The sequence below is a fragment of the Clostridium sp. MCC353 genome (genome assembly GCF_018785315.1).
In the GTDB taxonomy this organism is placed as follows: Bacteria; Bacillota; Clostridia; order Lachnospirales; family Lachnospiraceae; genus CHH4-2.
Window position 1 is genome coordinate 54472 of record NZ_WQPN01000017.1, and the last position, 22926, is coordinate 77397.

Genomic DNA, 22926 nt, shown 5'->3' on the forward strand with positions numbered 1-22926 from the left:
AATATACAGATAAAAGATAGAACCGCATAGGGTGTAGATGATGAGGAGGATATAGCAATGGCAATTATCGAAGAGATTTCTGAGTTTCTGCAAAAAGGAAGAGCAAAAAATGTTAAGGTTTTAGTACAGCAGGCATTGGACGAGGGTGTGGATCCAAAAGCAATTTTGAACGACGGACTGCTTTCCGGAATGATGATTATCGGTGAAAAATTTAAAAACAATGAAGTTTTCGTACCGGAAGTTTTAGTAGCGGCAAGAGCCATGAACGCAGGCATCGCAATTCTGGAACCAAAACTGATCGAAGTGGGCAATGAACCGGTTGGAAAAGCCGTAATCGGTACTGTAAAAGGCGATCTCCATGATATCGGCAAAAACCTGGTTGTTATGATGCTCAGAGGAGCAGGATTCGAAATCTACGATGTGGGCGTTGATATTGAAAGCGATACGTTCATCGACAAGGCAGAAGAAGTTGGAGCGGATATCATCTGCATGTCAGCGCTTCTGACCACCACAATGCCGAATATGAAGGATGTTATCGATGAATTAAACGCCAGAGGACTTCGCGATAAATATGTAGTTATGGTAGGCGGAGCGCCTGTAAACGAAAGCTTCGCAAAACAGATTGGAGCGGACTATTATACTCCCGATGCGGCTACCTGTGCGGATGTTGCAAAGCAGGCGGTGCTTTCACGGTAAATAAAGGGTGACTCTCCTTTTTATTAATTGGCGGGTGTAACGCCATGAAGAAGGGGAAGCTGGGGCGGTCAGCCGCGGATGATAGGAATTGGGGGACGGATTCCGACCCTAAGAAATACTAGGGCTTCAAGAACGAAAAAAGACAGGGCGGTGCCCATTCACGGTGAACTCTTTATGGGACTTCACCGTTCAGTGGGCACCTCAGAAACTGATTCGGTTTTCAGTTTCTGCCTGTCTTTTTTCGCCCTTGAAGCCCAAGTATTTCTAAGGGTCTGCATACGCCCCCAATTCCTATCATCCGCGGCTGACCGCCCCAGCTTCCCCTTCTTCATGGCTGTGTATGGGGGCGCTAATGATAAAAAAGACTTTGTAATTGAGATGATGGGGGAATTTACATGAAGCGTGAAGGGATTTTTGAAAATGCCTTGAGGGTTGATAGTAAAGCGTGAAGGGATTTTTGAAAATGCTTTGAGGGTTAATAGTAAAGCGTGAAGGGATTTTTGAAAATGCTTTGAGGGTTAATAGTAAAATGTGAAGGGATTTTCGAAAATGCTTTAAGGTTTAATAGTAAAATGTGAAGGGATTTTCGAAAATGCCTTGAGGGTTGATGTAAAAAAAATTTTTATCATCTAAGCCAGGAAAAACCAGCAGAAAAGCGGGGGGAGGCGGATGGCGGAGGACCGGGCATTCCGACCGGGGCGGGGGCTTCCTCTCATGGTGCAGGAATCCATCTGGAAACCGTTTAGTGGAACTTAGTCTCCAGGGATGGAAAAAGACGGGCAGAAACTGAAAACCGAATCAGTTTCTGAGATGCCCACTGAACGGTAAAGTCCATAAAGAGTTTACCGTGAATGGGCATCGCACCGTCTTTTTCCATTCCCGGAGGCTTAGTTCCACTTACGGTTGGAAGCTGGATTCCTGCACCATGAGAGGACGCCCCCGCCCCGGTCGGAATGCCCGGTCCTTCGCCATCCGCCTCCCCCCGCTTTTCTGCGTAACGTTCATCAATTAATCACAATAAAACCTAAAAAATCTCTCCCGCATCCCGAGGCATCTTATGGATATGCTCAATGTAGCCTAGGACATTATGGTCGTCCTGAATCGGGTATTCGTATCCCCACAGCTTTGCTACGGCCTGGGCTTTTTCGCGGAAAATGGTGCACATGCAGAACATGGCGTTCCAGATATTGTCTGTTTTTAGGTCCGGGTATGTTTTTTTCAGGGAAATCCACTCTTCACGGGTTAAGTAGGAGCGGATATATTTGTTCATCTTGCCGGTACCTATTTTGTAGTCGTGCTTGGAACCGATGTACCAGCACAGCATTTTCATCAGTTCCTCCCGGATGTTGGTTTCTAAAAGGGTCTTTGCCAGAGGCAGCCCGTTTCTCCATAATTCTTTTGCAACGTAAGGCAAGAGCCACCAGAACTCATTGCAGCATTCTTCGAATTCTTTTTGAGTGGGCGGCTTAATCCAGTAACATTGGCCATTGTGATCGGAGAATTCAGGTAAAATGGAATCTTTATCCAGGAGGCTGACGGCCGGTTCATGATTATCTTCATAATCTTCCACAGAATAAAGCTTCAAATCAATCCGGGTTCCGTCCATGAACTGCATCAGATAGGTAAAGGATTTTCCGCTGTCAGGATCGTAGGGCTGCTGGGATGTGTCATCCGGCATCTGGAGTATCATGAGTTTGCCGAAACGGTCAATCCAGTGCCGGTCTTTAACGAAGGGACGGACATCCGTAACCAGATAAACGATATCATAATCCTGGAAACAGTCTTTTTTCACATCTTTATTAGCACGGGAACCGTTCATAATTACGGCGCGGATCCGTTCATCTTCCCGGGCGGTGCCCAGAATGAGATCAAACATCTCTTTTTCAGTACGCATTTTCTTCATAGAAAGCCTCCGTTCTGCAGAATATAAATTATCTGATTCTAATATACCATAAATCCCGGCCCATAGCTAAAAAATGATTACAAAAACAGGCTGCAACAGTTCAGGCGGTCATCTTCTTGACCGGAAAGGCCGGTCAAGCAGCTTTCTTTATCATTTTTCCTGCCGTCTGAACTGTTGCAAAAAATCATAAACTAGATGCCGCCATCCCTAGACATTGCAGGCAAAATACTATATAATGATGGTAATTTTGGTTGAAGGGAAGGAATGCGATGTACTCATTTGACAGCAGAGTCCGATACAGCGAAACGGATGAGAAGGGAAGACTGTCCGTTACAGGAATTATAAATTATTTACAGGATTGTTCTACTTTTCAATCAGAAGACCTGGGATTGGGGATTGAATATTTGAACAGGAACCACAGGGCATGGTGGCTGTCGTCCTGGCAGATCGTGATCGAGAGGCAGCCTAAGCTGGGAGAGCAGATTGTGATTTCTACCTGGCCATATGATTTTAAAGGCATGTACGGCTACAGGAATTTCACGATCCGGGACAAGGATGGGGAGTTTTTGGTAAAAGCCAATTCCATCTGGTTTTTCTTCGATACGGAAGCCGGAAGGCCGGTTAAAGTATTGGAAAAGGACATCCGGGGATATGGGACGGGAGAAGAAAAGAAACTGGAGATGGACTATGCGCCCAGACGCATTGCGGTCCCCAAAGAATGTGAGAGAATGGAACCAATTATTGTGGGCAAACATCATATAGATACCAATCATCATGTGAATAACGCCCAGTATGTGGAGATGGCGAGAGAGGTGCTGCCGAATCATTTAGAAGTGTCGGAAGTCAGGGTGGAATACAAAAAAGCGGCGGTACTGGGAGATTCGGTGATGCCCCATGTAAGCCGTACTGAGGATGGATATGTTGTGGCTCTATGTGATACGCAGGATACTCCCTATGCGGTGATTGGGCTGCGTGGGCAGGCATAAGGAAGGGATTAAGATGATAGAATTAGGAAAGAAACAAACATTAAAAGTGATCAGAATGAAAGATTTTGGGGTATATTTAGGAGAGACGGCTGAAAGTGAAATGTCCGTTCTGCTTCCCAAGAAACAGGTGCCGGAAGGGACTAAGATCGGCGATGACCTGGAGGTCTTTATCTACAAGGATTCTGAGGACCGTCTGATTGCCACTACAGGAACGCCCAAGCTTCAGGTGGGAGAAACCGCTGTCCTGGAAGTGAAAGATATCTCAAAGATCGGCGCATTTTTGGATATGGGGCTGGAAAAGGATCTGCTGCTTCCATTTAAAGAACAGAATCATAAGGTGCGCCAGGGGGAAAAATGTCTGGTAGCCCTTTACATCGATAAGAGCCAGAGGCTGGCGGCAACTATGCGTGTCTATGCTTACATGAGCAACCAGTCTCCTTATAAAAAAGAAGATAAAATCATCGGCACAGTTTATGAAATTAAAGAGGATTTGGGCGCTTTTGTCGCAGTGGACAACCAGTATTACGGCTTGATCCCGAAACGTGAACTTCCGTCCTCTGTTCATGAAGGAGATGTGATCGAAGCCCGGGTTACCAAAGTCAGGGAAGACGGCAAGCTGGATTTGAGCCCCAGGGAAAAGGCATATATCCAGATGGATACGGATTCGGAACTGGTGCTCAAGGTGATTGATGAATTTGACGGAGTTCTTCCATTTAATGACAAAGCGTCTCCGGAAGTGATAAAAAGAGAATTTGATATGAGTAAAAATGCTTTTAAAAGGGCAGTAGGCCATTTGTTAAAAGAAGGCAAGATTAAGATAACTGAAAAGACCATTGAACGGGTTTAGGAGGAATAACTTGGATTCGATAGATTACTATAACCAGTACGCAGCGAAAGTTTATGAAGACACGATCAACCAGGACATGGGGAAGATCATGGAACAGTTTCTGGAACTGTTGGAAGAAGGGGATACCATTCTGGATTTAGGATGCGGCTCCGGCAGGGACAGCCTGTCATTTTACGAATTGGGGTATGACGTGACGCCCCTTGACGCCGCAGAAGAGATGTGCAAACTCGCTGAAATACATACCGGTCTGGAAGTGCTGCAGATGACATATGAAGATATGGAGTTTGACGACGTTTTCGACGGTATTTGGGCCAGCGCGTCTTTCATCCATATTCCAAAGGATGAGATGCCGCCGCTTCTTGATAAACTGGCAAAATCCCTGAAGGAAGACGGAATTTTGTATATGTCTTTCCGCAAGGGAGAATTAGAAGGTTTTTCAGGCAAACAATTTTTCAGTGATTATACAAAAAAAGAGCTGGAACGGCTGTTGGAAAGCAGCAGGCAGTTTCAGACGCTGAAAATATGGGAGGATGATCAATTGTTTGATGCGCACAGGGGGATTACCTGGCTTCATGTGCTGGCACGAAAAAAATAAATAGAATGGACGGGATGGTTTATGAACAGGAGAAGGTCGGCGTTGGTGGATTATCTGATGATCGTTGCCGGATCATTTATCATGGGATTTGCAATTAAGAACATGTATGATCCGGTCAGTTTAGTTACCGGAGGGGTATCCGGTATCGCCATAATATTTAAAAATCTTTTTTCGGTGCCTCTATGGGTGACGAATACGGTTTTAAATATTCCTCTTTTTCTTGTTTCCATTAAGATAAAAGGCTGGAAGTTCATTAAAAAAACGTTTGTGGCGACAGTGGCTCTCTCACTGTCGCTTTATATCATTCCATACATGCCGTTTGTGACCGACGATCTGTTCCTGGCGTCTTTATTCGGCGGGATTATCAGCGGAATCGGGGCCGGCATGGTGTTTATCTGCCAGGCCACGACCGGCGGCACGGATATGCTGGCCGCGCTGATCCAGAGAAAATTAAGGCATTATTCCATTGCCCAGATCATGCAGGTGCTGGATGGAATCGTTGTGCTGGCCGGAGCCACGGTGTTCGGCATCCGTTTTGCGCTCTATGCTTTAATCGCCATCTTTGCGGTTTCCAAAATATCGGATGGAATGATAGAAGGTCTTAAATTTTCAAAGCAGGCATTCATTGTTTCGGATCAATACGAAAAAATCGCTTCCGTGGTCATGGAACGCCTTGCCAGAGGGGTGACGGCGGTCAATGCGGTCGGAATGTACTCGGGAAATGAGAAGAAAATGCTGTTTTGCGTGGTTTCCAAGAAGGAAATTGTGCAGTTAAAAGAGATTGTAGGGGAGATTGACCCGGGGGCTTTTGTGATCGTAAGTGATGCCAGAGAAGTTTTTGGCGAGGGCTTTATAGAATATTGACAGAAAAATCACGACCCCGGAACGATAAATTTGGTATTTTAAGCACTTTTCGAAATTGGTATACAGATTAAACAAAATCGCAAAAAACATTTTGGTGAATAACAATATGGCAAAATAAACCTCTATCGTGTATGATAATGACAGAAACAAGAAAGGCAAAGCTGTGGGGGCTGCGCCTTACATAATAACAAATAAATCTATCTTTTATCTATTTTAGGAGGAATTTTACATGGCTAGTTTATCACTGAAGAACGTAACCAAAGCATATCCAAACGGATTCGTAGCAGTTAAGGATTTTAATCTGGAAATTGCAGACAAAGAATTTGTTATCTTCGTAGGACCATCTGGATGTGGTAAATCAACAACTCTTCGTATGATCGCTGGTTTGGAAGACATCTCTTCTGGTGAATTATACATCGACGGAAAACTGATGAACGATGTTGAACCAAAAGACAGAGATATCGCGATGGTATTCCAGAACTACGCATTGTATCCGCATATGTCCGTATACGACAATATGGCTTTTGGTTTGAAGTTAAGAAAAACACCAAAGGATGAAATTGATAAACTGGTTCAGGAAGCAGCAAGAATCCTTGACTTATCTCATCTGCTTGACCGTAAACCTAAGGCTTTATCAGGCGGACAGAGACAGCGTGTTGCTATGGGACGTGCTATCGTGCGTAATCCTAAAGTATTCCTTATGGATGAGCCGTTATCCAACCTGGATGCTAAGCTGAGAGGCCAGATGCGTATTGAGATCTCCAAATTACATCAGAGACTGCAGGCTACTATCATCTACGTTACACATGACCAGACAGAGGCTATGACACTTGGTACCAGAATCGTTGTTATGAAAGACGGTATTATCCAGCAGGTTGATTCTCCTCAGAACTTATACGACAAGCCACAGAACAAGTTCGTTGCAGGATTTATCGGAGCTCCTCAGATGAACCTGGTTGACGCTACTGTTGGCAAAAACGGCGGCGAAGTTACATTGGCATTTGGCGGACATACAATCGCTATTCCGGAAGCTAAGGGCAAAATCCTTGAAGACAAGGGATATATTGGAAAAGTTGTTACTCTTGGTATCCGTCCGGAAGATTTACATGATGAGGAAGCTTTCCTTTCCATGTCTCCTAAGAGCGTAATCGAAGCTACAATCAGAGTATATGAATTACTCGGTGCAGAAGTTTACTTATACTTCGATGTTGATGATGCTAACTTTACAGCAAGAGTAAATCCTCGTACAACAGCAAGAGTTGGAGATACTGTTAAACTTGGTCTTGACTTAACAAAGATCCATGTATTTGACAAAGAAACTGAAAAAGTGGTATTAAACTAATCAAATATTAGTAAAAATAAGCAGGCGGGTATGATACTCGCTTGCTTTTTTTGATATTTTGCTTTAATATAGAATAAGGGTAAATTTGAACAAAAGGAGAGTGACATATGATTTCAAACCAAATACTTCAAACAACCATTGAAGGTTTAAAGGGAATTACCAGGATAGATCTTGGCATCTGTGATACAGAAGGGAAAGTTTTAGCGACAACATTTTCGGATGCAGAAGATTATGAAAGTTCGATTTTAGCTTTTGTAGATTCTCCGGCAGACAGCCAGGTTATTCAGGGCTATCAGTTTTTTAAGGTATTTGACGAGCATCAGTTAGAATATATATTGTTGGCTAAAGGTGGAAGCGACGATGTTTATATGGTTGGTAAACTGGCAGCATTCCAGATACAGAATCTTTTAGTTGCTTATAAGGAAAGATTCGATAAGGACAACTTTATTAAAAACCTGTTGCTGGATAACCTGCTTTTAGTGGATATCTATAACCGGGCTAAAAAACTGCACATCGAGACGAATGTAAAGAGAGTTGTTTATATTATTGAAACCAAACATGAAAAAGATGTGAACGCTCTTGAAACTGTGAGAAGCTTATTTGCGACCAAAACAAAAGATTTCATCACAGCGGTGGATGAGAAGAACATCATTTTGGTAAAGGAAGTAAAACCAGGTGAAAGCTACGGAGAGTTGGAAAAAACCGCCAACATGATCCTGGATATGCTGAATACGGAGGCCATGACGAAAGTTCATGTGGCATTCGGTACGATTGTAAATGAGATCAAGGAAGTTTCCCGTTCCTATAAAGAAGCTAAGATGGCTCTGGATGTAGGAAAGATCTTTTACAGCAGCAAGAATGTGGTTGCATACAGCAATCTGGGTATCGGACGTTTGATTTATCAGCTTCCGCTTCCACTGTGCCGTATGTTTATTAAGGAAATTTTTGACGGCAAATCACCGGATGAATTCGATGATGAGACCCTTACCACAATCAACAAGTTCTTTGAAAACAGCCTGAATGTATCTGAGACATCCAGACAGCTCTACATTCATAGGAATACTCTGGTTTACCGTCTGGATAAGCTTCAGAAGAGCACCGGCCTGGATCTTCGTGTATTTGAGGACGCCATCACATTTAAGATCGCGCTCATGGTTGTAAAATATATGAAATACATGGAGAACTTAGATTACTAAGCCGGAGATAAGATGATAGAGATTTCTCGTGTGAATAAGACGTATGAAACAGGAAATAAGGCTCTGCGGGACATTAACATTACGATTGACGATGGGGAATTTGTGTTTATTATGGGACGGAGCGGTTCCGGAAAGTCCACATTGTTAAAGCTTTTGTTAAAGGAAGTAGAGCCTACTTCCGGTAAAATTGTGGTTAATGATATGAATCTCGGCAAGATGCCGAGAAGATATGTGCCCAAATACCGCCGTAAATTAGGCGTGGTATTTCAGGATTTCCGCTTGCTGAAGGACCGGAATGTATACGAGAATGTGGCATTTGCGCAGCGGGTGATCGGGGCGTCAACTAAGACCATCAGAGAATCCGTACCCGCCATGTTAAAGATGGTGGGTCTTTCTTCAAAATACAAATCATATCCGCAGCAGCTTTCAGGCGGAGAGCAGCAGAGGGTTGCGATTGCCAGGGCGCTGATCAACCGCCCGGAAGTTCTTTTGGCAGATGAACCGACGGGAAATTTAGACAGCCATAATGCCATAGAGATCATGAAACTTCTGGAGGAGATTAACCACAAAGGGACAACCGTGGTGGTGGTAACCCACAGCCAGGAGATTGTGGATCAGATGAATAAAAGGGTGATTACCATGGAACGCGGGTCTGTGGTCAGTGACAGAAAAAAAGGCGGATATAAAAATGAGGATTAGTACATTTTGGTATTGCCTGAAACAGGGTGTGATTAATATATGCAGGAATATTTGGTTTTCGCTGGCTTCAGTGGCAACTATTTCTGCGTGTATTTTTTTATTCTGCCTGTTTTATGCTATTATAATGAACGTACAGAATGTGGTGCACAATGCGGAGACGACAGTAGGGATTACCGTATTTTTTAAGGAAGATTTAACAGAGACACAGATTGAAGAGATCGGGAACCAGATCAGGAAAAGGCCGGAGATTAAGACCATAGAGTTTACATCAGCGGCAAAAGCCTGGGAGGATTTCAAACATGAGTATTTTTCAGGGATGGAATCTTTGGCGGAAGGATTTGCGGATGATAATCCGCTGGCAGGGTCCGCCTCTTATAAGATCTTTTTAAATGACATAGAAACCCAGGATCAGGTGGTCACTTTTATTGGCTCGATTCCGGGGGTGAGAAAGGTGAATTATTCCAACAGCGCGGCTGCAGGGCTGTCCAGTTTTAATAAGATGATCGGACTGCTTTCGCTTGTGATCATTGGAGTGCTGCTTGCGGTGGCCATGTTCCTGATCAGCAATACGATATCCGTGGCGGCTGCATTCAGGAAACATGAGAACCAGATTATGCGGCTGATTGGGGCTACTAATTATATGATCCGCGCGCCTTTTGTGGTGGAAGGCGTGGTCATTGGACTGGCGGGGGCAGCGCTGCCGCTGGCGGGCATGTATTATCTTTATAAGAACGCAATCGTTTATGTACAGCAGAAATTCCTGAATTTATCCGGGATAATTGTATTTTTACCGATTGAGGATCTGATGCCGTCCATGATGGCAGTATCGCTGGTTTTGGGCGCGGGCATTGGATTTTTTGTTAGCTTTTTCACAATAAGGAAACATTTGAAGGTTTAGGAGGAAAGGGATTGAGAGTTAGGATACGCTGCATAAGCATCGCCCTGGCTGCAGTTCTGGCGGTTACTCCAGTGATACCGGTTTATGCGACGAAAACCGGGGTGGAGGATGCCAAGAAAAAGGTGGATTCCCTGGAAGAGGAAAAGAAAAAGGTGGAAAGCACCCTTAAAAACCTGGAAGGACTGAAAGCGGACACGGCGGCTTATGTGAAAAAGCTGGACAGCAGCCTGGAATCATTAAACCGGGAATTGACGGCATTAGAGGGACAGATCGCTGAAAAGGAAAACGACATATCCATTGCACAGGGTCAACTGGAAACCGCAAAAGAGGTGGAAAGCAGCCAGTATGAATCCATGAAACTGCGGATTAAGTATATGTATGAGAAAGGTGACACAAACTATATTGACATGCTTTTGCAGGCTGAGGATTTATCGGAGCTTTTAAACCGGGCGGAATACATCAGTAAAATTTCGGAATATGACCGTAAGATGCTGGATCAGTATGTGGATACAAAAGAAGAGATTGCTTCCAAGGAACAGCAGTTGGAAGTAGAGCATGAACAACTGGTAGATATGCAGATTTCCACCCAGGCGAAGCAGGCATCGGTGGAACAGCTTATGAATGAAAAAACAAAAGAATTGAAAAGCTATGAAAGCAGAATCGCCTCTGCCGAGACTGAGTTAACTGAGTACGAAAAGGATATTAAGGCTCAGGAAGATCAGATTAAAAAGATGGAGGCGGAGATCAAGCGGAAAGAGGAGGAAGCCCGGAAAGCGGCGGAAGCGGCAGGTAAAAAGTATAATACTGTCAGTATTGGGAATATTAAGTTTATATGGCCCTGTCCGTCCAGCAGCCGTGTGACCTCACCCTTTGGCGGAAGGAGTTCACCTACGGAAGGAGCGTCGTCCAATCATCAGGGAATGGACATCGGAGCCTCCTCAGGAAGCAATATCATAGCGGCAGCAGCTGGTGAAGTGATCATTTCTACATACAGCTATTCTGCCGGCAATTATATTATGATAAATCATGGCGGAGGTGTTTACACCGTTTACATGCACTGTTCCCAGCTCCTTGCCTCTAAGGGCGATAAAGTGACGCAGGGGCAGGTAATAGCAAAAGTTGGGTCAACCGGTTATTCAACGGGACCTCACCTGCATTTTGGAATCCGGGTAAATGGATCTTATGTGAATCCGGCTAATTATGTAAGTCCGTAACGGATAGATAGGAGACTAGTTGTGGAAAACAAGAATAAATTTTGGAAGGGCGCCCTGGTCGGCGCGCTTGTTACAGCATTTACAGGATTGATTGTGGTTCTGTTTTCAGCGGGAATTTTCCTGTTTGGAAAAAAGGTTATCGATAACCAGGTACAGACGCAAAGGGTGGAAACCGGGGGCTCCTCAGAAGAAGGAAATCTTGATTTTGACAGAATTGAGGATAAGATGGATCTGATTCAACAGATTATTGAAAAATATTATCTGTTTGACGAAGATCCTGATAAGGTGGAAGCCGGCATTTATACAGGTATGATGTATGGTCTGGATGATCCGTATTCTGTCTATTATACCAAGGAAAATTTTGATAAGCTGATGGAAGATACGGAAGGTGTCTACTGCGGGATCGGAGCGATGGTATCTCAAAACCGTTCTACCGGAATTATCAGTGCAATCCGGGTGTTTGAGGGCGCGCCCAGTTTTGAGGCCGGGATGCTGCCGGGAGATATCCTGTACAGTGTAGACGGCACAGAAGTGACCGGTATGGATCTGGATCTTTTGGTGGGAACTTACATCAAGGGAGAAGAAGGGACAGAAGTACAGATCACGGTTTTACGCGGGGAAAGCGGTGATAAGATTGATCTGACTATGGAACGCCGTCAGGTTGAAGTTCCTACGGTAGAACATCAGATGCTGGAAGACAATGTGGGATATATTTATGTTCTTCAGTTCGATACCATAACGGCAAAACAGTTTAAAGAGGCCATTGACGATCTGGAAAGCAAAGGCATGGAGAAGTTAGTGGTAGATTTACGGGATAATCCCGGAGGCGTGCTGGATGCGGTTGTGGAAATGATGGATTATGTGCTGCCGGATGATCAGCTCCTTGTCTATACGGAAGACCGGAATGGAGACGGTGATAGATATTCTTCCGAAGATGGGCATCAGTTGGATATTCCAATGGCAGTTTTGGTAAACGGCAATTCAGCCAGCGCATCTGAGGTATTTACCGGAGCTGTTAAGGATCATGACTGGGCAATCATCGTGGGAACCCAGACATTTGGAAAAGGCATTGTACAGAACCTGATTCCTTTGGGAGACGGAACCGCCATTAAACTGACCACTTCCCATTACTTTACACCGAATGGTTTTGACCTTCACGGAAAAGGTATAGAGCCGGATGTGGTGGTGGAAGTGGATGAAGCTTTAAAAGGTAAGGCGGTAATTCCTCTGGAGGAGGATAATCAGCTTCAGGCGGCGATTGATGCGTTGAATGAGGAAGAATAGTGGAAGTTTAGAAGAAGAATATAAATGCGCGATAGATGACTGACAGATCAAGAGATAGTAGAGGTTGGAAGAACAACGGAAAAGTGATCGAAATTCGTGAGAAGCGCGGTAATAGAAAAATACAGCGCGGACTGCGGGGAAGAAAATACCTGCAGCCCGCGCTGTATTTTGATTATTAAAGGTTATTTGACAGTCAGCTCTTTTAAATCATTGATAAAACTATGAACGGCCTCTTCTTTTGTAGCCCATGAGGTTACCAGGCGGACTACGCTGTGGGAATCATCGAGTTTTTCCTGAATGGAGAACAGGTAATTCCGGCTCAATTTATCGATCAGGCTGTCCGGGAATACGGGGAAAAGCTGGTTAGTCATGGAAGCCGACGCAAACGGATAGCCCAACTGGGAGATGCCGCTTCGCAGGATGGAGGCCATATGATTGGAGTGAGCAGCCATGTCATAGAATAAGTTGTTCTGGAACAGCTCTTCAAACTGAATGGACAATAGCCAGCCTTTTGCAAGCATGGCGCCTCTCTGTTTGATCATATAGCGGAAATCTGGTTTTAAATCAGGATGGCAGATTACAAGAGCTTCTCCGAATAAGGCTCCGTTTTTGGTTCCTCCAATATAAAATACATCGGTCAGGCGGGCGATATCTGCTAAAGTCAGGTCATTGACAGGGCTTGTGAGGGCGGCTCCCATACGCGCTCCGTCCATGAACAGATACAAGTCCTTTTGTCTGCAAAGGTGATGAATCGCTTCCAGTTCTGCTTTGGTGTATTGAGTGCCGATTTCAGTGCTGTTGGAAATATATACCATTTTGGGCTGTACCATGTGTTCGTCTGTGTGCATGGAAACTGCTTCTTGTATTAAAGCCGGCGTCAGTTTACCGTCTTCTGTCTTCATGGCGATCACTTTATGGCCGGTAGCCTCAATCGCACCGGTTTCATGGACATTGATATGGCCTGTAACCGCGGAAATAACAGCCTGGTATGGGCGCAGGGCAGTTGATATGGTAATCAGATTGGTCTGCGTCCCGCCAACGATACAATGGATATCCACGTCATCTCTCTGTATTTCTTTTTTTATCAGTTCTTTCGCACGGGGGCTGTGTTCGTCATCCATGCTGTAACCGTTGTGCTGCACCAGATTGGAATTGATCAGTGCTTCCAGGATTTTTGGATGAGCGCCTTCGCTGTAATCATTATTGAAACTGTACATGTCTGTATCCTCCCTAAATTTGACAATATCAACAATAATCATATAACAAAATATTGGGAAAGTCCATAGAGGGAAAAGTTAGTTTTGCATTAAAGTAAAGGGTGAAGGGATTTTCGAAAATGCCTTGGCCCTTTAAAGTAAAAGGTGAAGGGATTTTCGAAAATCCCTTGAGGGTTTATGTAAAAAAAGTTACAAAATACGAAAAATAAAATACATATTGCGGTTTAATGTTACTTATTTTATTATAGTAATATAAATAAGTAAGGAGCGCAATTATGTTTAGCTGGTCAATAATTACGGAAGTTGTCGCATTTTTATTGATTTTCGTACTTATCTTAAACCTTTCATTTTCTAAACGCACGCTCACGCCTATTGTTAAATGGTTTTGGGCGGGGCTTATTAGCGCGGCCATTTCCATTATATGGAATATACTCTGTGTCTTTTTGCTGCGGAGCAAAGATCAGGTTCCGCGTTCATTAAATATTTTTATGAATACGGGATATTTTATTCTGATCGTGTTAACCTGCAGTATCATCGCTATGTATCTGTTTGAGAAGATGCTGGAGCACGTTTATGATAAACATTGTATTAAGCGGGCCAGATTTCTGTTGGTTTTGCTGACTTCCTCCTATTTTGTGCTCACTCTTGTAAATCTGAAGACTGGTTTTCTGTTTTGGTTTGATGAAGGGGGGAATTACTGCCGCGGAATATTCAATGGTATTGGATATTGGATTATGCTGGCTGAGTTTGCCCTTTTATCGTTCTGTTATTTTAAACACCATGCCAGCGTCAGTAAAGATATGATGCATGTGATGCGGACCGTTCCACCTGTCATTTTATTAATTGTTATAATACAACTGCGCAACCCGGAAACACTGTTAAATGGGACGATAATAGCGTTTACGGAAGTGATCCTGTTTGTGAGTTTTTATAATCAGAAACGGGATACGGACAGTGTGACTGGTTTGGGTAACAGGTACAGCTTCTTTTCGGAATTGAATTTAAAGATTAAGAGAAGGCAGGAATTTCAGATCATTTTAATCTCACTTGCTGATTTCGGGGTGATTAACTGCAGGTATGGGCATCAGATGGGGGATGAATTCCTGTATTCGGTGGCGGACTGGCTGGATAAGACGTTTAAGCAGGCGGCTGCATTCCGGTATGTAGGGGTGACCTATGCTGTTATGCTGCCCTATACAGGCTGGGAACAGGCCGAAATCTGCAGACAGCGCCTGATCAAGCGGTTTCAAGAACCGTGGGAGATTGCCGGGAAGGTAGAGGTGCTTCCGGCTGCGTTCGGAGATTTTATCTATTCCAGGAATGGAATTGATGCAAACCAGGTAATCGAGGTGTTGGACTATATCATGTCTTTGGCAAAGCGTTCTGCCCACAAATGGGTCCGGTTTGATGATGTGGTGGCTGAAAAACTGCTGAGATACCGTCGGGTTGCGGATTGCCTCAGAAAAGCGGTAGCAGACGGGGCGTTGGAAGTCTGGTATCAGCCTGTATACAGCCGCAGGGAACAACGCTTTTTGTCTGCGGAAGCTTTAGTGAGAATGAAAGATGAAGAAGGTTCGTTTGTGTCCCCGTCAGAATTCATTCCGATTGCTGAGGAGATCGGTTTGGTTGATAGGATATTCTGGTTTGTGTTGGAGGAGGTCTGCGGCTTTTTAAAGGCTGATAAAAGCCTGCCTCTTAAATCCATTTCGGTTAATTTGTCCATGCCTCAGTTTGAAGATCCCCGGCTTTTAGAGAAGGTGAGGGATCTGATTGACAGATATGGGATACCCATTGAGCGGATTAAATTCGAAATCACTGAGAGAGAAATTTCAGATGACGCCGCAATGGCTGGAGAGACGGTCCGTCGCATGGTTAAAGAGGGATTTTGCTTTTATCTGGATGATTTCGGGACAGGATATTCGAACTTCTCATCCGTTGCACAGTTTAATTTTGAATGCGTTAAGCTTGATAAAAGCCTGGTTGATGTGGTTCAGAGTGATCAAAAGAGTTACAAATTGATACAAGGGCTGGTTAGGCTGTTCCATGGATTGGGGATACAGGTGATAGCGGAAGGAACGGAGACCAGAGAACAGGTGGAGTGCCTGATGGATCTGGACGCAGACCAGATACAGGGGTATTATTACGCAAAACCGATGCCAGGGGAGCGGCTGAGGGAGGTTTTAGAGCAGCAGGTGCAGGATAGGGAAGATGAGGGGAGAGAGTTATCCGGTATGGACGATGTATAATCGTTTGTGCCGGATTTTTTATTTCATATGAAAGTTCGTCCTATGAAATAAAAAGCCCACCGTGCAGGAACGCACTACGGCGGAAAGGAAATATGCCGCTGAAGCGGCCCGCCGCAGGCGGAGAATCCCGTGAACAGGATTCTTTCTTGTTATAATGGGATGTTTCGTTTTAGTAATTGAAACAGTGGATATGCTATTAGTGGCAGGTTTTAATGACAGGAACAAATGTTCTGGATTGTGTCTATACATTTTATTTAAGCTATGCTATAATTTTTATTAAACTTAGAATAGAGAGAAAATCAAACTGGTGGATTATATACGGAAGAGACGTTAAAGCAGTAAATGATATGTTTTATCAGCAGCTAATTTCTGAAATCTGAAAGTACGCCTATTAGGCAGATACCCGAATACCTGATTTGAAATATTTTACGAATTTCTGCCTAATAGATGTACTTTTTATCGGGTTACCAAGGAGGTAAAAACACATTATGGAATTCAAACTACATTCAGAATATCAGCCCACCGGCGACCAGCCGCAGGCTATCGAAGCCCTGGTCAAAGGCTTCAAGGAAGGCAATCAATTTGAGACTTTGCTGGGGGTTACAGGTTCGGGAAAAACCTTCACCATGGCCAACGTCATCCAGCAATTACAGAAACCAACCCTCATCATCGCCCACAATAAAACCCTGGCCGCCCAGCTCTACGGAGAGTTCAAAGAATTCTTTCCCGAGAATGCGGTGGAGTATTTTGTGAGCTATTACGACTACTACCAACCCGAAGCCTACGTACCATCCACTGATACCTATATAGAAAAAGATTCCGCCATCAACGATGAAATCGATAAGCTCCGCCATTCCGCCACAGCGGCGCTGTCGGAGCGGAGCGATGTGATCATAGTGGCGTCTGTTTCCTGTATTTATGGATTGGGAAGTCCCATTGATTATCAGGAAATGGTGATTTCCCTTCGTCCGGGAATGGAAAAAGACAGGGATGAAGTGATTCATAAGCTGATCGATATCCAGTATACAAGAAATGACATGGATTTTCACCGGGGCACGTTCCGGGTTAGAGGAGATGTGATTGAGGTATTTCCTGCGTATTCAGGTTCAGAGGCGTACCGGATTGAATTTTTCGGGGATGAGGTGGACCGGATTACGGAAATTGACACACTGACCGGTGAAGCCAAGGCTCAGCTTAAACATGTGGCCCTTTATCCGGCGTCCCATTATGTTGTCCCTAAGGAGAAGATGGAACAGGCAGCCCAGAATATATTAGCGGAATTAAAGGAACAAGTGGCTTACTTTAAGAGTGAGGATAAATTGCTGGAGGCGCAGAGGATATCAGAAAGGACCAATTTCGATGTGGAGATGATGAAAGAAACTGGATTCTGTTCAGGCATTGAAAACTATTCCAGACACCTGACCGGTTCGGCTCCGGGAGAGCCGCCGTGTACTCTGATCGACTATTTTCCGGAAGAATTTTTAATTATTGTGGACGAGTCCCATATTACGCTGCCTCAGGTGAGAGGCATGTTTGCAGGCGACAGATCCAGAAAGACCACATTGGTAGAGTTTGGTTTCCGTCTGCCCTCCGCATTGGACAACCGTCCCCTTAATTTTGCGGAGTTCGAAAGCAAAATTGATCAGATGATGTTTGTATCAGCGACGCCTAATGTCTATGAGAAGGAACACGAACTGCTGAGGGTAGAGCAGATTATCCGCCCTACAGGGCTTTTGGATCCGGAAGTCATTGTTCGTCCGGTGGAAGGGCAAATTGATGATTTGATCTCTGAAGTGAATAAAGAGGTGGAGCAGAAGCATAAAGTGTTAATAACAACACTGACCAAGAGGATGGCGGAAGACCTGACCGACTACATGCGAGAAGTGGGAATCCGGGTAAAATATCTCCATTCTGATATTGATACTCTGGAACGTGCGGAGATCATCCGCGACATGCGCTTGGATGTGTTTGATGTTTTAGTGGGTATCAACCTTTTAAGAGAGGGGCTTGATATTCCGGAAATCACTCTTGTAGCGATTCTGGACGCGGATAAAGAAGGTTTTCTCCGTTCGGAGACTTCCCTCATTCAGACAATCGGGCGTGCGGCCAGAAACTCAGAGGGGCATGTAATCATGTACGCGGACAAGATTACAGATTCCATGAGAGTGGCCATCGAAGAAACCAACAGAAGGCGCAGTATACAGCAAAAATATAACGAAGAACACGGAATCACACCAACTACCATTAAGAAAGCGGTCCGTGATCTGATCGCCATATCCAAAGCTGCCTCAGCTTCTGAGGATTCCTTCAAGAAGGATCCGGAATCCATGGATGCCAAGGAGCTTAATAAGCTGATTAAGGAACTGACTAAGAAGATGCATCAGGCGGCTGCCGAGCTCAATTTTGAAGAAGCGGCAATTCTCAGGGACCGTCTGGTAGAGGTGAAGAAAATGCTTTTAGAGTTAGAGTAATAGCATATTGACAATAATTCTCAATAAAGGTATGATTACTTTTAATCAGGATAATTAGCTTGTGCTAATTTCTGAAAAGGAGATTTAATCATGAAGCTTCATGAGGGGACGATCGGAACATCATACATTGTGAGGAGTATTCTCGTTGAAGATAAGATAACAAGGCGTCTTGAGGCCCTTGGCGTTAATGAACAGACGAAGATTATAATGATGAATAAAAAAGGCAGCGGTACGGTGATTATAAAGGTGCGGGGCACCCGGCTGGCATTAGGAAGAAGAATCGCGGAGGGGATCGAAATAAAGGAGGCGCCGGAAGATGGAGCACAGAGACCATAAACCGATTACCGTCGGATTCGTCGGGAATCCCAACTGTGGAAAAACCACCCTGTTCAATGCGTTTACAGGGGCTAATTTAAAGGTAGCCAACTGGCCCGGTGTTACGGTTGAGCGGGTGGAAGGGCAGATGAGTTATCAGGGAAGGCCGATTAAGGTCATTGACCTTCCGGGCATCTACAGCCTGACTTCATATACCATTGAAGAGATCGTTACAAGGAAATGTATTGAGGGAAAAGATGTGGATGTGATCATCAACGTGGTGGATGCATCTTCTCTTGAAAGGAATCTTTATCTGACCCTTCAACTGCTGGAACTGAAAAAACCGGTTATCCTGGCCCTCAATATGATGGATATTGTGGAAGACAGAGGAATGAAAATCGACTTTCACCGCCTTCCTAAGATGCTGGGGCATATTCCGGTGGTTCCGGTTTCTGCAAGGAAGAGGACGGGGCTGGATCGTTTGATGGATGCTGTGATTCAGCATTATGAAGAGGAACCTCAGGGCATCGTAGTACGGTACAGTGAAGCGGTTGAAGAGAAAATTGAGAAAATAGAAGTCGTTTTAAAGGCCCGTCTCGGCGGGGTACATAACCTGAGATGGTGCGCGATTAAGTTTTTGGAATACGATGAAGAAGTGTTCAGGGAGTATCCTGTTAATCTGATTAATATTATTGATCATAATTATGAAAAACAAATTATCAATGAAAAATACGATTATATCGAAGAGGTGATCCGTGAATGTCTGTTCAATAAAGAGGAAAAGGAAGCGTTTACGGACAAGGTTGACCAGATTCTGACCCATCCCGTATGGGGAATACCGATTTTTCTTGGGATTATGGCTTTGGTATTTTTCTTTACATTTACAGTGGGGGACTTTTTGAAAGAGTATTTCCAGATTGGACTGGACTGGGTTTCGGCGGGCACGCTTACGCTGCTTTCCAATCTCAATGTGTCAGGCTGGATGATCTCTTTGGTGGTGGACGGAATTATCGCAGGTGTGGGAGGAATTCTAACATTCCTGCCCAATATCTTTATTCTGTTTCTGGCGCTGGCCTTTTTGGAGGACAGCGGGTATATGGCCAGGGTGGCCTATGTGATGAATGAGACCATGAGCATGGTAGGATTGTCGGGGAAGGCGTTTTTACCCATGCTGCTGGGCTTTGGCTGTACGGTTCCGGCTGTTATGGCAGCCAGGGCGCTGGCAACTCAGAGGGACCGGCTGAGGACCATACTCATCACCCCTTTTATGTCATGTTCCGCCAGACTGCCAATCTATGTGCTGTTTGCGGAGATGTTTTTTCCAAACCACGCTTTGATGGTGGCCTATTCCCTCTATATCATCGGATTGGCGGTGGCGATTATCATAGCATTCGTTGTACATAAAACCTCGAAATCCACAGAAGAGGACACACTGCTGATTGAGCTTCCGGAATATAAGACGCCAAACGGCAGGACAGTGGCCATCTATGTCTGGGATAAAGTTAAGGACTATCTTACAAAAGCAGGGACTACCATATTTGTGGCGTCAATTATATTGTGGTTTGTGCTGAATACCGGGCCATCGGGCTTTGTGACAGATGTGACGGAGAGCTTTGCATCAATGTTCGGCCATGCCGTCGTTCCGGTATTGAAACCGGCCGGGCTGGGGAGCTGGCAGATTGCGGTGGCGCTTATCTCCGGGCTTTCCGCGAAAGAGGTGGTGGTATCCAGCTTTTCCGTACTATATGGAATTAGCAATGTTAATTCCCAGGCGGGGATGGCTGCGCTGTCCCAGGCGCTGGGCGCTTCCGGATTCGGCGGGCTGAACGCCTATGCGCTCATGATCTTCTGCCTGCTGTATACCCCTTGTGTGGCGGCAATCGGCACGATTAAAAGAGAGACAAAATCAATGAGATGGACAATGGGGATGGTTGTTTTCCAACTGGTACTGGCATGGAGCATGTCTGTGCTGGTTTTCCAGGTGGGAACCATGATTTTCTAAAGTCACAGGGAGATATTGGTGATGAATGATAAACTGCTTGTAGAGACTGCGGTTTTAGCAGGTGAGATTATGCTGGTGAGCGGAGCAGAAATATACCGGGTGGAAGATACGATCAACCGTATGCTGAGAAAAGCAGACAGGCAGACTTCAGAAGCGATCGTACTGTCCACCGGGATCTTTGTAACATTGAATGATCCGGCGATTGAGCCGATTACAGTTGCCAGACGGGTGACGGACCGGTCAACGAATTTGAATAAAGTATATTTGGTAAATAATGTGTCCAGGCAGTTCTGCAATGGCCAGGTCACTGTGGAAGAGGCTTATGAGAAACTGCGGCAGGCTGAGACGATGCAGCAGTACAGGCCGTGGCTGAAGAACGTAGGGGTGGTGGGCGCCTCCATGTTTTTCGCTATCTTGCTGGGAGGCGGGCTGGCGGACTGTCTGGCTGCGGCCTTTGTAGGCGGTCTGCTGGCAGGTGTGCTATGGTTATCCGGCAGGATCAGGTTAAATGCCTTCTGCCAGACTTCACTGGGGGCGTTTACCATCGCAGTGGCGGCTTTGGTGCTGAAACAGTGGATCGTTCCGGAGCTTCACCGGGATATTATCATAATCGGATGTATTATGCCCCTGGTGCCGGGCGTGATCTTCACAACGGCTATCCGGGATACGCTGAATGGGGATTATTCTGCGGGAGCCGCCAGAATGCTGGAGGCGGTTGTAATCGCTCTTGCGGTAGCAGCAGGCGTGGGTATCGGCATGGCGTTTTTCAGCCGCATTGCAGGAGGGATTTCCGTATGGTAGTTCAAACGATAGGTGCGTTTTTCGCTGTTCTCAGTTTTGCTTTGATTCTGGAAGTGCCGCCTAAGTATATCTTTCATGCCGGTTTTGTGGGGGCGGTCTGCTGGGCAATCTATATGATCTCACTGAATTATACGGATTCGGTGATTTTTGCGGCCTTCGTCTCCACTTTGGTGGTGGCTTTGATCAGCCATATATTTGCCAGGATGTTTAAAGTTCCGGTCACCGTGTTTTTGGTGGCGGGAATCCTGCCTTCCGTACCCGGCGCGTCGATTTACCGGTGCGTGTATTATATGATCAGGAGCGCGTCGGATTTATCCGATTTCTACCTGATGGAGACCCTGCAGATAGCGGGAGCCATAGCAATGGCGGTGTTTATTATGGATTCCTTGTTCCGATTGGGACAGAAGAGTTAGTGATTAATGAGATTTGATTATCAGAACGTGTATACAGATAGATCTGGTTGGAAAGCTGGTCTTCAGCAGGGACTTCCGACTGGTTTATGGAAATGACCATTTCATTCAGTGAAGTGATATCCGTGGTTTTGTCATATGGAAGCAGCAGGACTTCGTGGACGCTGGAAGGCAGGATTATTAAATCCTGTCCCAGGCGGTCTGCGAAGTTTTTTAATACTCCGTGATACAGGATTGCGGCGGAGCCGTTTATATTGGAACGGTTGGAAAGCACGTAGAGAGGCGAAAGCCGGTCTTCCTCTTCCAACTGCTCCATATATTCTTCCTGGTAGTCGTCGCCCAGCCAATCTGCGGCAATCTCCTTCATCACATCCGGCATGCTTTTGATGGTGGGCGGCAGAAGGATTGGGGTGTTGGCCTTTGCCAGCTCATAGAGCTGGGTGGTAGTTACATTCCAGAGTGTCTGGTGGTCATTGTGTATCATGGCGGTCATCTGCCCGGAAGCGGTTTCTTCCAGAAACAGATAGAAAACGATGGAAAGATCCAAATAAGGGATATGTGGTATATCCTTTAACAATTCCTGGTTGGAGGCGGTTTGGACTAATTTATAAATCACTTTGGTACTCAGTTTGGAGAAGTCGGTCATGGCCTGGGTATCGATCACAGGCAGATTGGAATTATCCTTATAGATGGACAGGATGTCCTGGGCGATCTCCTGGAGAGACATGCCTTTTTCATACAGGGGGAAATAGGGATTCAGATAAATGGTAGGCGCTACCTGGCCGTCCGGCGGGCTGATACAGATCCCGTCCAGAACGAGGCCGTTATTCTTGGATACCTGGCGGATCTGAATGGAATAGGAACCTCCCAGGGCATCTTCCACCTGTTGTTTGACTGCATTTAGAAATGACGTGTATACCATGCGTATACCTCCTTGAGA

General features: G+C 45.2%; 21 protein-coding genes. 18 read left to right on the top strand and 3 right to left on the bottom strand.

The genetic code is table 11. From position 1 onward, the window contains the following. The first annotated feature begins 57 nt into the window (after window positions 1-57). Both GPL15_RS04355 and GPL15_RS04360 read left to right on the top strand, forming a co-directional pair. On the top strand, window positions 58-696 hold the full coding sequence (locus tag GPL15_RS04355; RefSeq protein ID WP_215696370.1) for a corrinoid protein: 639 nt from the start codon (window positions 58-60) through the stop codon (window positions 694-696). Window positions 697-774: 78 nt separating this feature from the next. Then, the gene (locus GPL15_RS04360) at window positions 775-1095 is read left to right on the top strand and encodes a hypothetical protein (protein WP_215696371.1); all 321 of its coding nucleotides are present in this window, start codon (window positions 775-777) and stop codon (window positions 1093-1095) included. A gap of 625 nt (window positions 1096-1720) precedes the next feature. On the opposite strand, the gene GPL15_RS04365 is transcribed toward GPL15_RS04360, so the two are convergent. After that, window positions 1721-2599 (bottom strand): aminoglycoside 6-adenylyltransferase, encoded by an 879-nt coding sequence (locus GPL15_RS04365; RefSeq protein WP_215696372.1) that lies wholly within the window; start codon window positions 2597-2599, stop codon window positions 1721-1723. A 269-nt stretch (window positions 2600-2868) separates the two neighbouring features. On the opposite strand from GPL15_RS04365, the gene GPL15_RS04370 reads away from it, so the two are divergent. The 10 genes from GPL15_RS04370 to GPL15_RS04415 all read left to right on the top strand — a co-directional run bounded on the left by GPL15_RS04370 (window position 2869) and on the right by GPL15_RS04415 (window position 12524). Further along, entirely contained in the window at window positions 2869-3585 is a 717-nt protein-coding gene (locus GPL15_RS04370; RefSeq protein ID WP_215696374.1) for an acyl-ACP thioesterase domain-containing protein, read from the top strand. 13 nt (window positions 3586-3598) lie between these two features. After that, window positions 3599-4432, top strand: coding sequence for a S1-like domain-containing RNA-binding protein (locus GPL15_RS04375; RefSeq protein WP_215696375.1), 834 nt, complete (start codon window positions 3599-3601; stop codon window positions 4430-4432). A gap of 10 nt (window positions 4433-4442) precedes the next feature. Beyond that, window positions 4443-5027, top strand: a complete 585-nt coding sequence (locus GPL15_RS04380) for a class I SAM-dependent methyltransferase (protein WP_215696377.1) — start codon at window positions 4443-4445, stop codon at window positions 5025-5027. A 21-nt stretch (window positions 5028-5048) separates the two neighbouring features. Continuing rightward, window positions 5049-5891, top strand: a complete 843-nt coding sequence (locus tag GPL15_RS04385; protein WP_215696378.1) for a YitT family protein — start codon at window positions 5049-5051, stop codon at window positions 5889-5891. 229 nt (window positions 5892-6120) lie between these two features. Further along, window positions 6121-7233 carry a sn-glycerol-3-phosphate ABC transporter ATP-binding protein UgpC gene (ugpC, locus tag GPL15_RS04390; RefSeq protein WP_215696380.1) on the top strand — a complete coding sequence of 371 codons (1113 nt, stop codon included), beginning with the start codon at window positions 6121-6123 and terminating at the stop codon, window positions 7231-7233. A gap of 107 nt (window positions 7234-7340) precedes the next feature. Further along, on the top strand, window positions 7341-8429 hold the full coding sequence (locus GPL15_RS04395; RefSeq protein WP_215696382.1) for a helix-turn-helix domain-containing protein: 1089 nt from the start codon (window positions 7341-7343) through the stop codon (window positions 8427-8429). Between the two features lie 12 nt (window positions 8430-8441). Beyond that, window positions 8442-9128: a cell division ATP-binding protein FtsE gene (gene ftsE / locus GPL15_RS04400; protein ID WP_215696384.1), complete on the top strand. Its 687-nt coding sequence runs from the start codon at window positions 8442-8444 to the stop codon at window positions 9126-9128. After that, window positions 9118-10026 (top strand): permease-like cell division protein FtsX, encoded by a 909-nt coding sequence (gene ftsX, locus GPL15_RS04405; RefSeq protein ID WP_215696385.1) that lies wholly within the window; start codon window positions 9118-9120, stop codon window positions 10024-10026. Before ftsE ends, ftsX begins: the two co-directional genes overlap by 11 nt. An 11-nt stretch (window positions 10027-10037) precedes the next feature. Then, entirely contained in the window at window positions 10038-11240 is a 1203-nt protein-coding gene (locus GPL15_RS04410) for a peptidoglycan DD-metalloendopeptidase family protein (protein WP_346344892.1), read from the top strand. 21 nt (window positions 11241-11261) lie between these two features. Continuing rightward, on the top strand, window positions 11262-12524 hold the full coding sequence (locus GPL15_RS04415) for a S41 family peptidase (protein WP_215696387.1): 1263 nt from the start codon (window positions 11262-11264) through the stop codon (window positions 12522-12524). Between the two features lie 182 nt (window positions 12525-12706). On the opposite strand, the gene GPL15_RS04420 is transcribed toward GPL15_RS04415, so the two are convergent. Continuing rightward, a complete protein-coding gene (locus GPL15_RS04420; protein WP_215696389.1) occupies window positions 12707-13741 on the bottom strand; it encodes an aminotransferase class I/II-fold pyridoxal phosphate-dependent enzyme in 1035 nt (344 codons plus the stop codon). A 275-nt stretch (window positions 13742-14016) separates the two neighbouring features. Between GPL15_RS04420 and GPL15_RS04425 the strand changes: the two genes are divergently transcribed. The 6 genes from GPL15_RS04425 to GPL15_RS04450 all read left to right on the top strand — a co-directional run bounded on the left by GPL15_RS04425 (window position 14017) and on the right by GPL15_RS04450 (window position 21989). Then, window positions 14017-15987, top strand: a complete 1971-nt coding sequence (locus GPL15_RS04425; RefSeq protein WP_215696391.1) for a bifunctional diguanylate cyclase/phosphodiesterase — start codon at window positions 14017-14019, stop codon at window positions 15985-15987. A gap of 485 nt (window positions 15988-16472) precedes the next feature. After that, window positions 16473-18458 carry an excinuclease ABC subunit UvrB gene (gene uvrB, locus GPL15_RS04430; protein ID WP_346344893.1) on the top strand — a complete coding sequence of 662 codons (1986 nt, stop codon included), beginning with the start codon at window positions 16473-16475 and terminating at the stop codon, window positions 18456-18458. Window positions 18459-18548: 90 nt separating this feature from the next. Beyond that, the gene (locus GPL15_RS04435) at window positions 18549-18794 is read left to right on the top strand and encodes a FeoA family protein (protein WP_215696395.1); all 246 of its coding nucleotides are present in this window, start codon (window positions 18549-18551) and stop codon (window positions 18792-18794) included. Next, entirely contained in the window at window positions 18775-20775 is a 2001-nt protein-coding gene (feoB, locus tag GPL15_RS04440) for a ferrous iron transport protein B (protein ID WP_215696397.1), read from the top strand. Before GPL15_RS04435 ends, feoB begins: the two co-directional genes overlap by 20 nt. A 21-nt stretch (window positions 20776-20796) precedes the next feature. Continuing rightward, window positions 20797-21576, top strand: coding sequence for a threonine/serine exporter family protein (locus tag GPL15_RS04445; RefSeq protein WP_215696399.1), 780 nt, complete (start codon window positions 20797-20799; stop codon window positions 21574-21576). Next, window positions 21570-21989 (top strand): threonine/serine exporter family protein, encoded by a 420-nt coding sequence (locus tag GPL15_RS04450; protein ID WP_215696401.1) that lies wholly within the window; start codon window positions 21570-21572, stop codon window positions 21987-21989. Before GPL15_RS04445 ends, GPL15_RS04450 begins: the two co-directional genes overlap by 7 nt. Here GPL15_RS04450 and GPL15_RS04455 read toward each other — a convergent pair. After that, window positions 21952-22908 carry a DUF5688 family protein gene (locus tag GPL15_RS04455; protein WP_215696403.1) on the bottom strand — a complete coding sequence of 319 codons (957 nt, stop codon included), beginning with the start codon at window positions 22906-22908 and terminating at the stop codon, window positions 21952-21954. The genes GPL15_RS04450 and GPL15_RS04455 overlap by 38 nt on opposite strands. Window positions 22909-22926 lie beyond the last annotated feature (18 nt).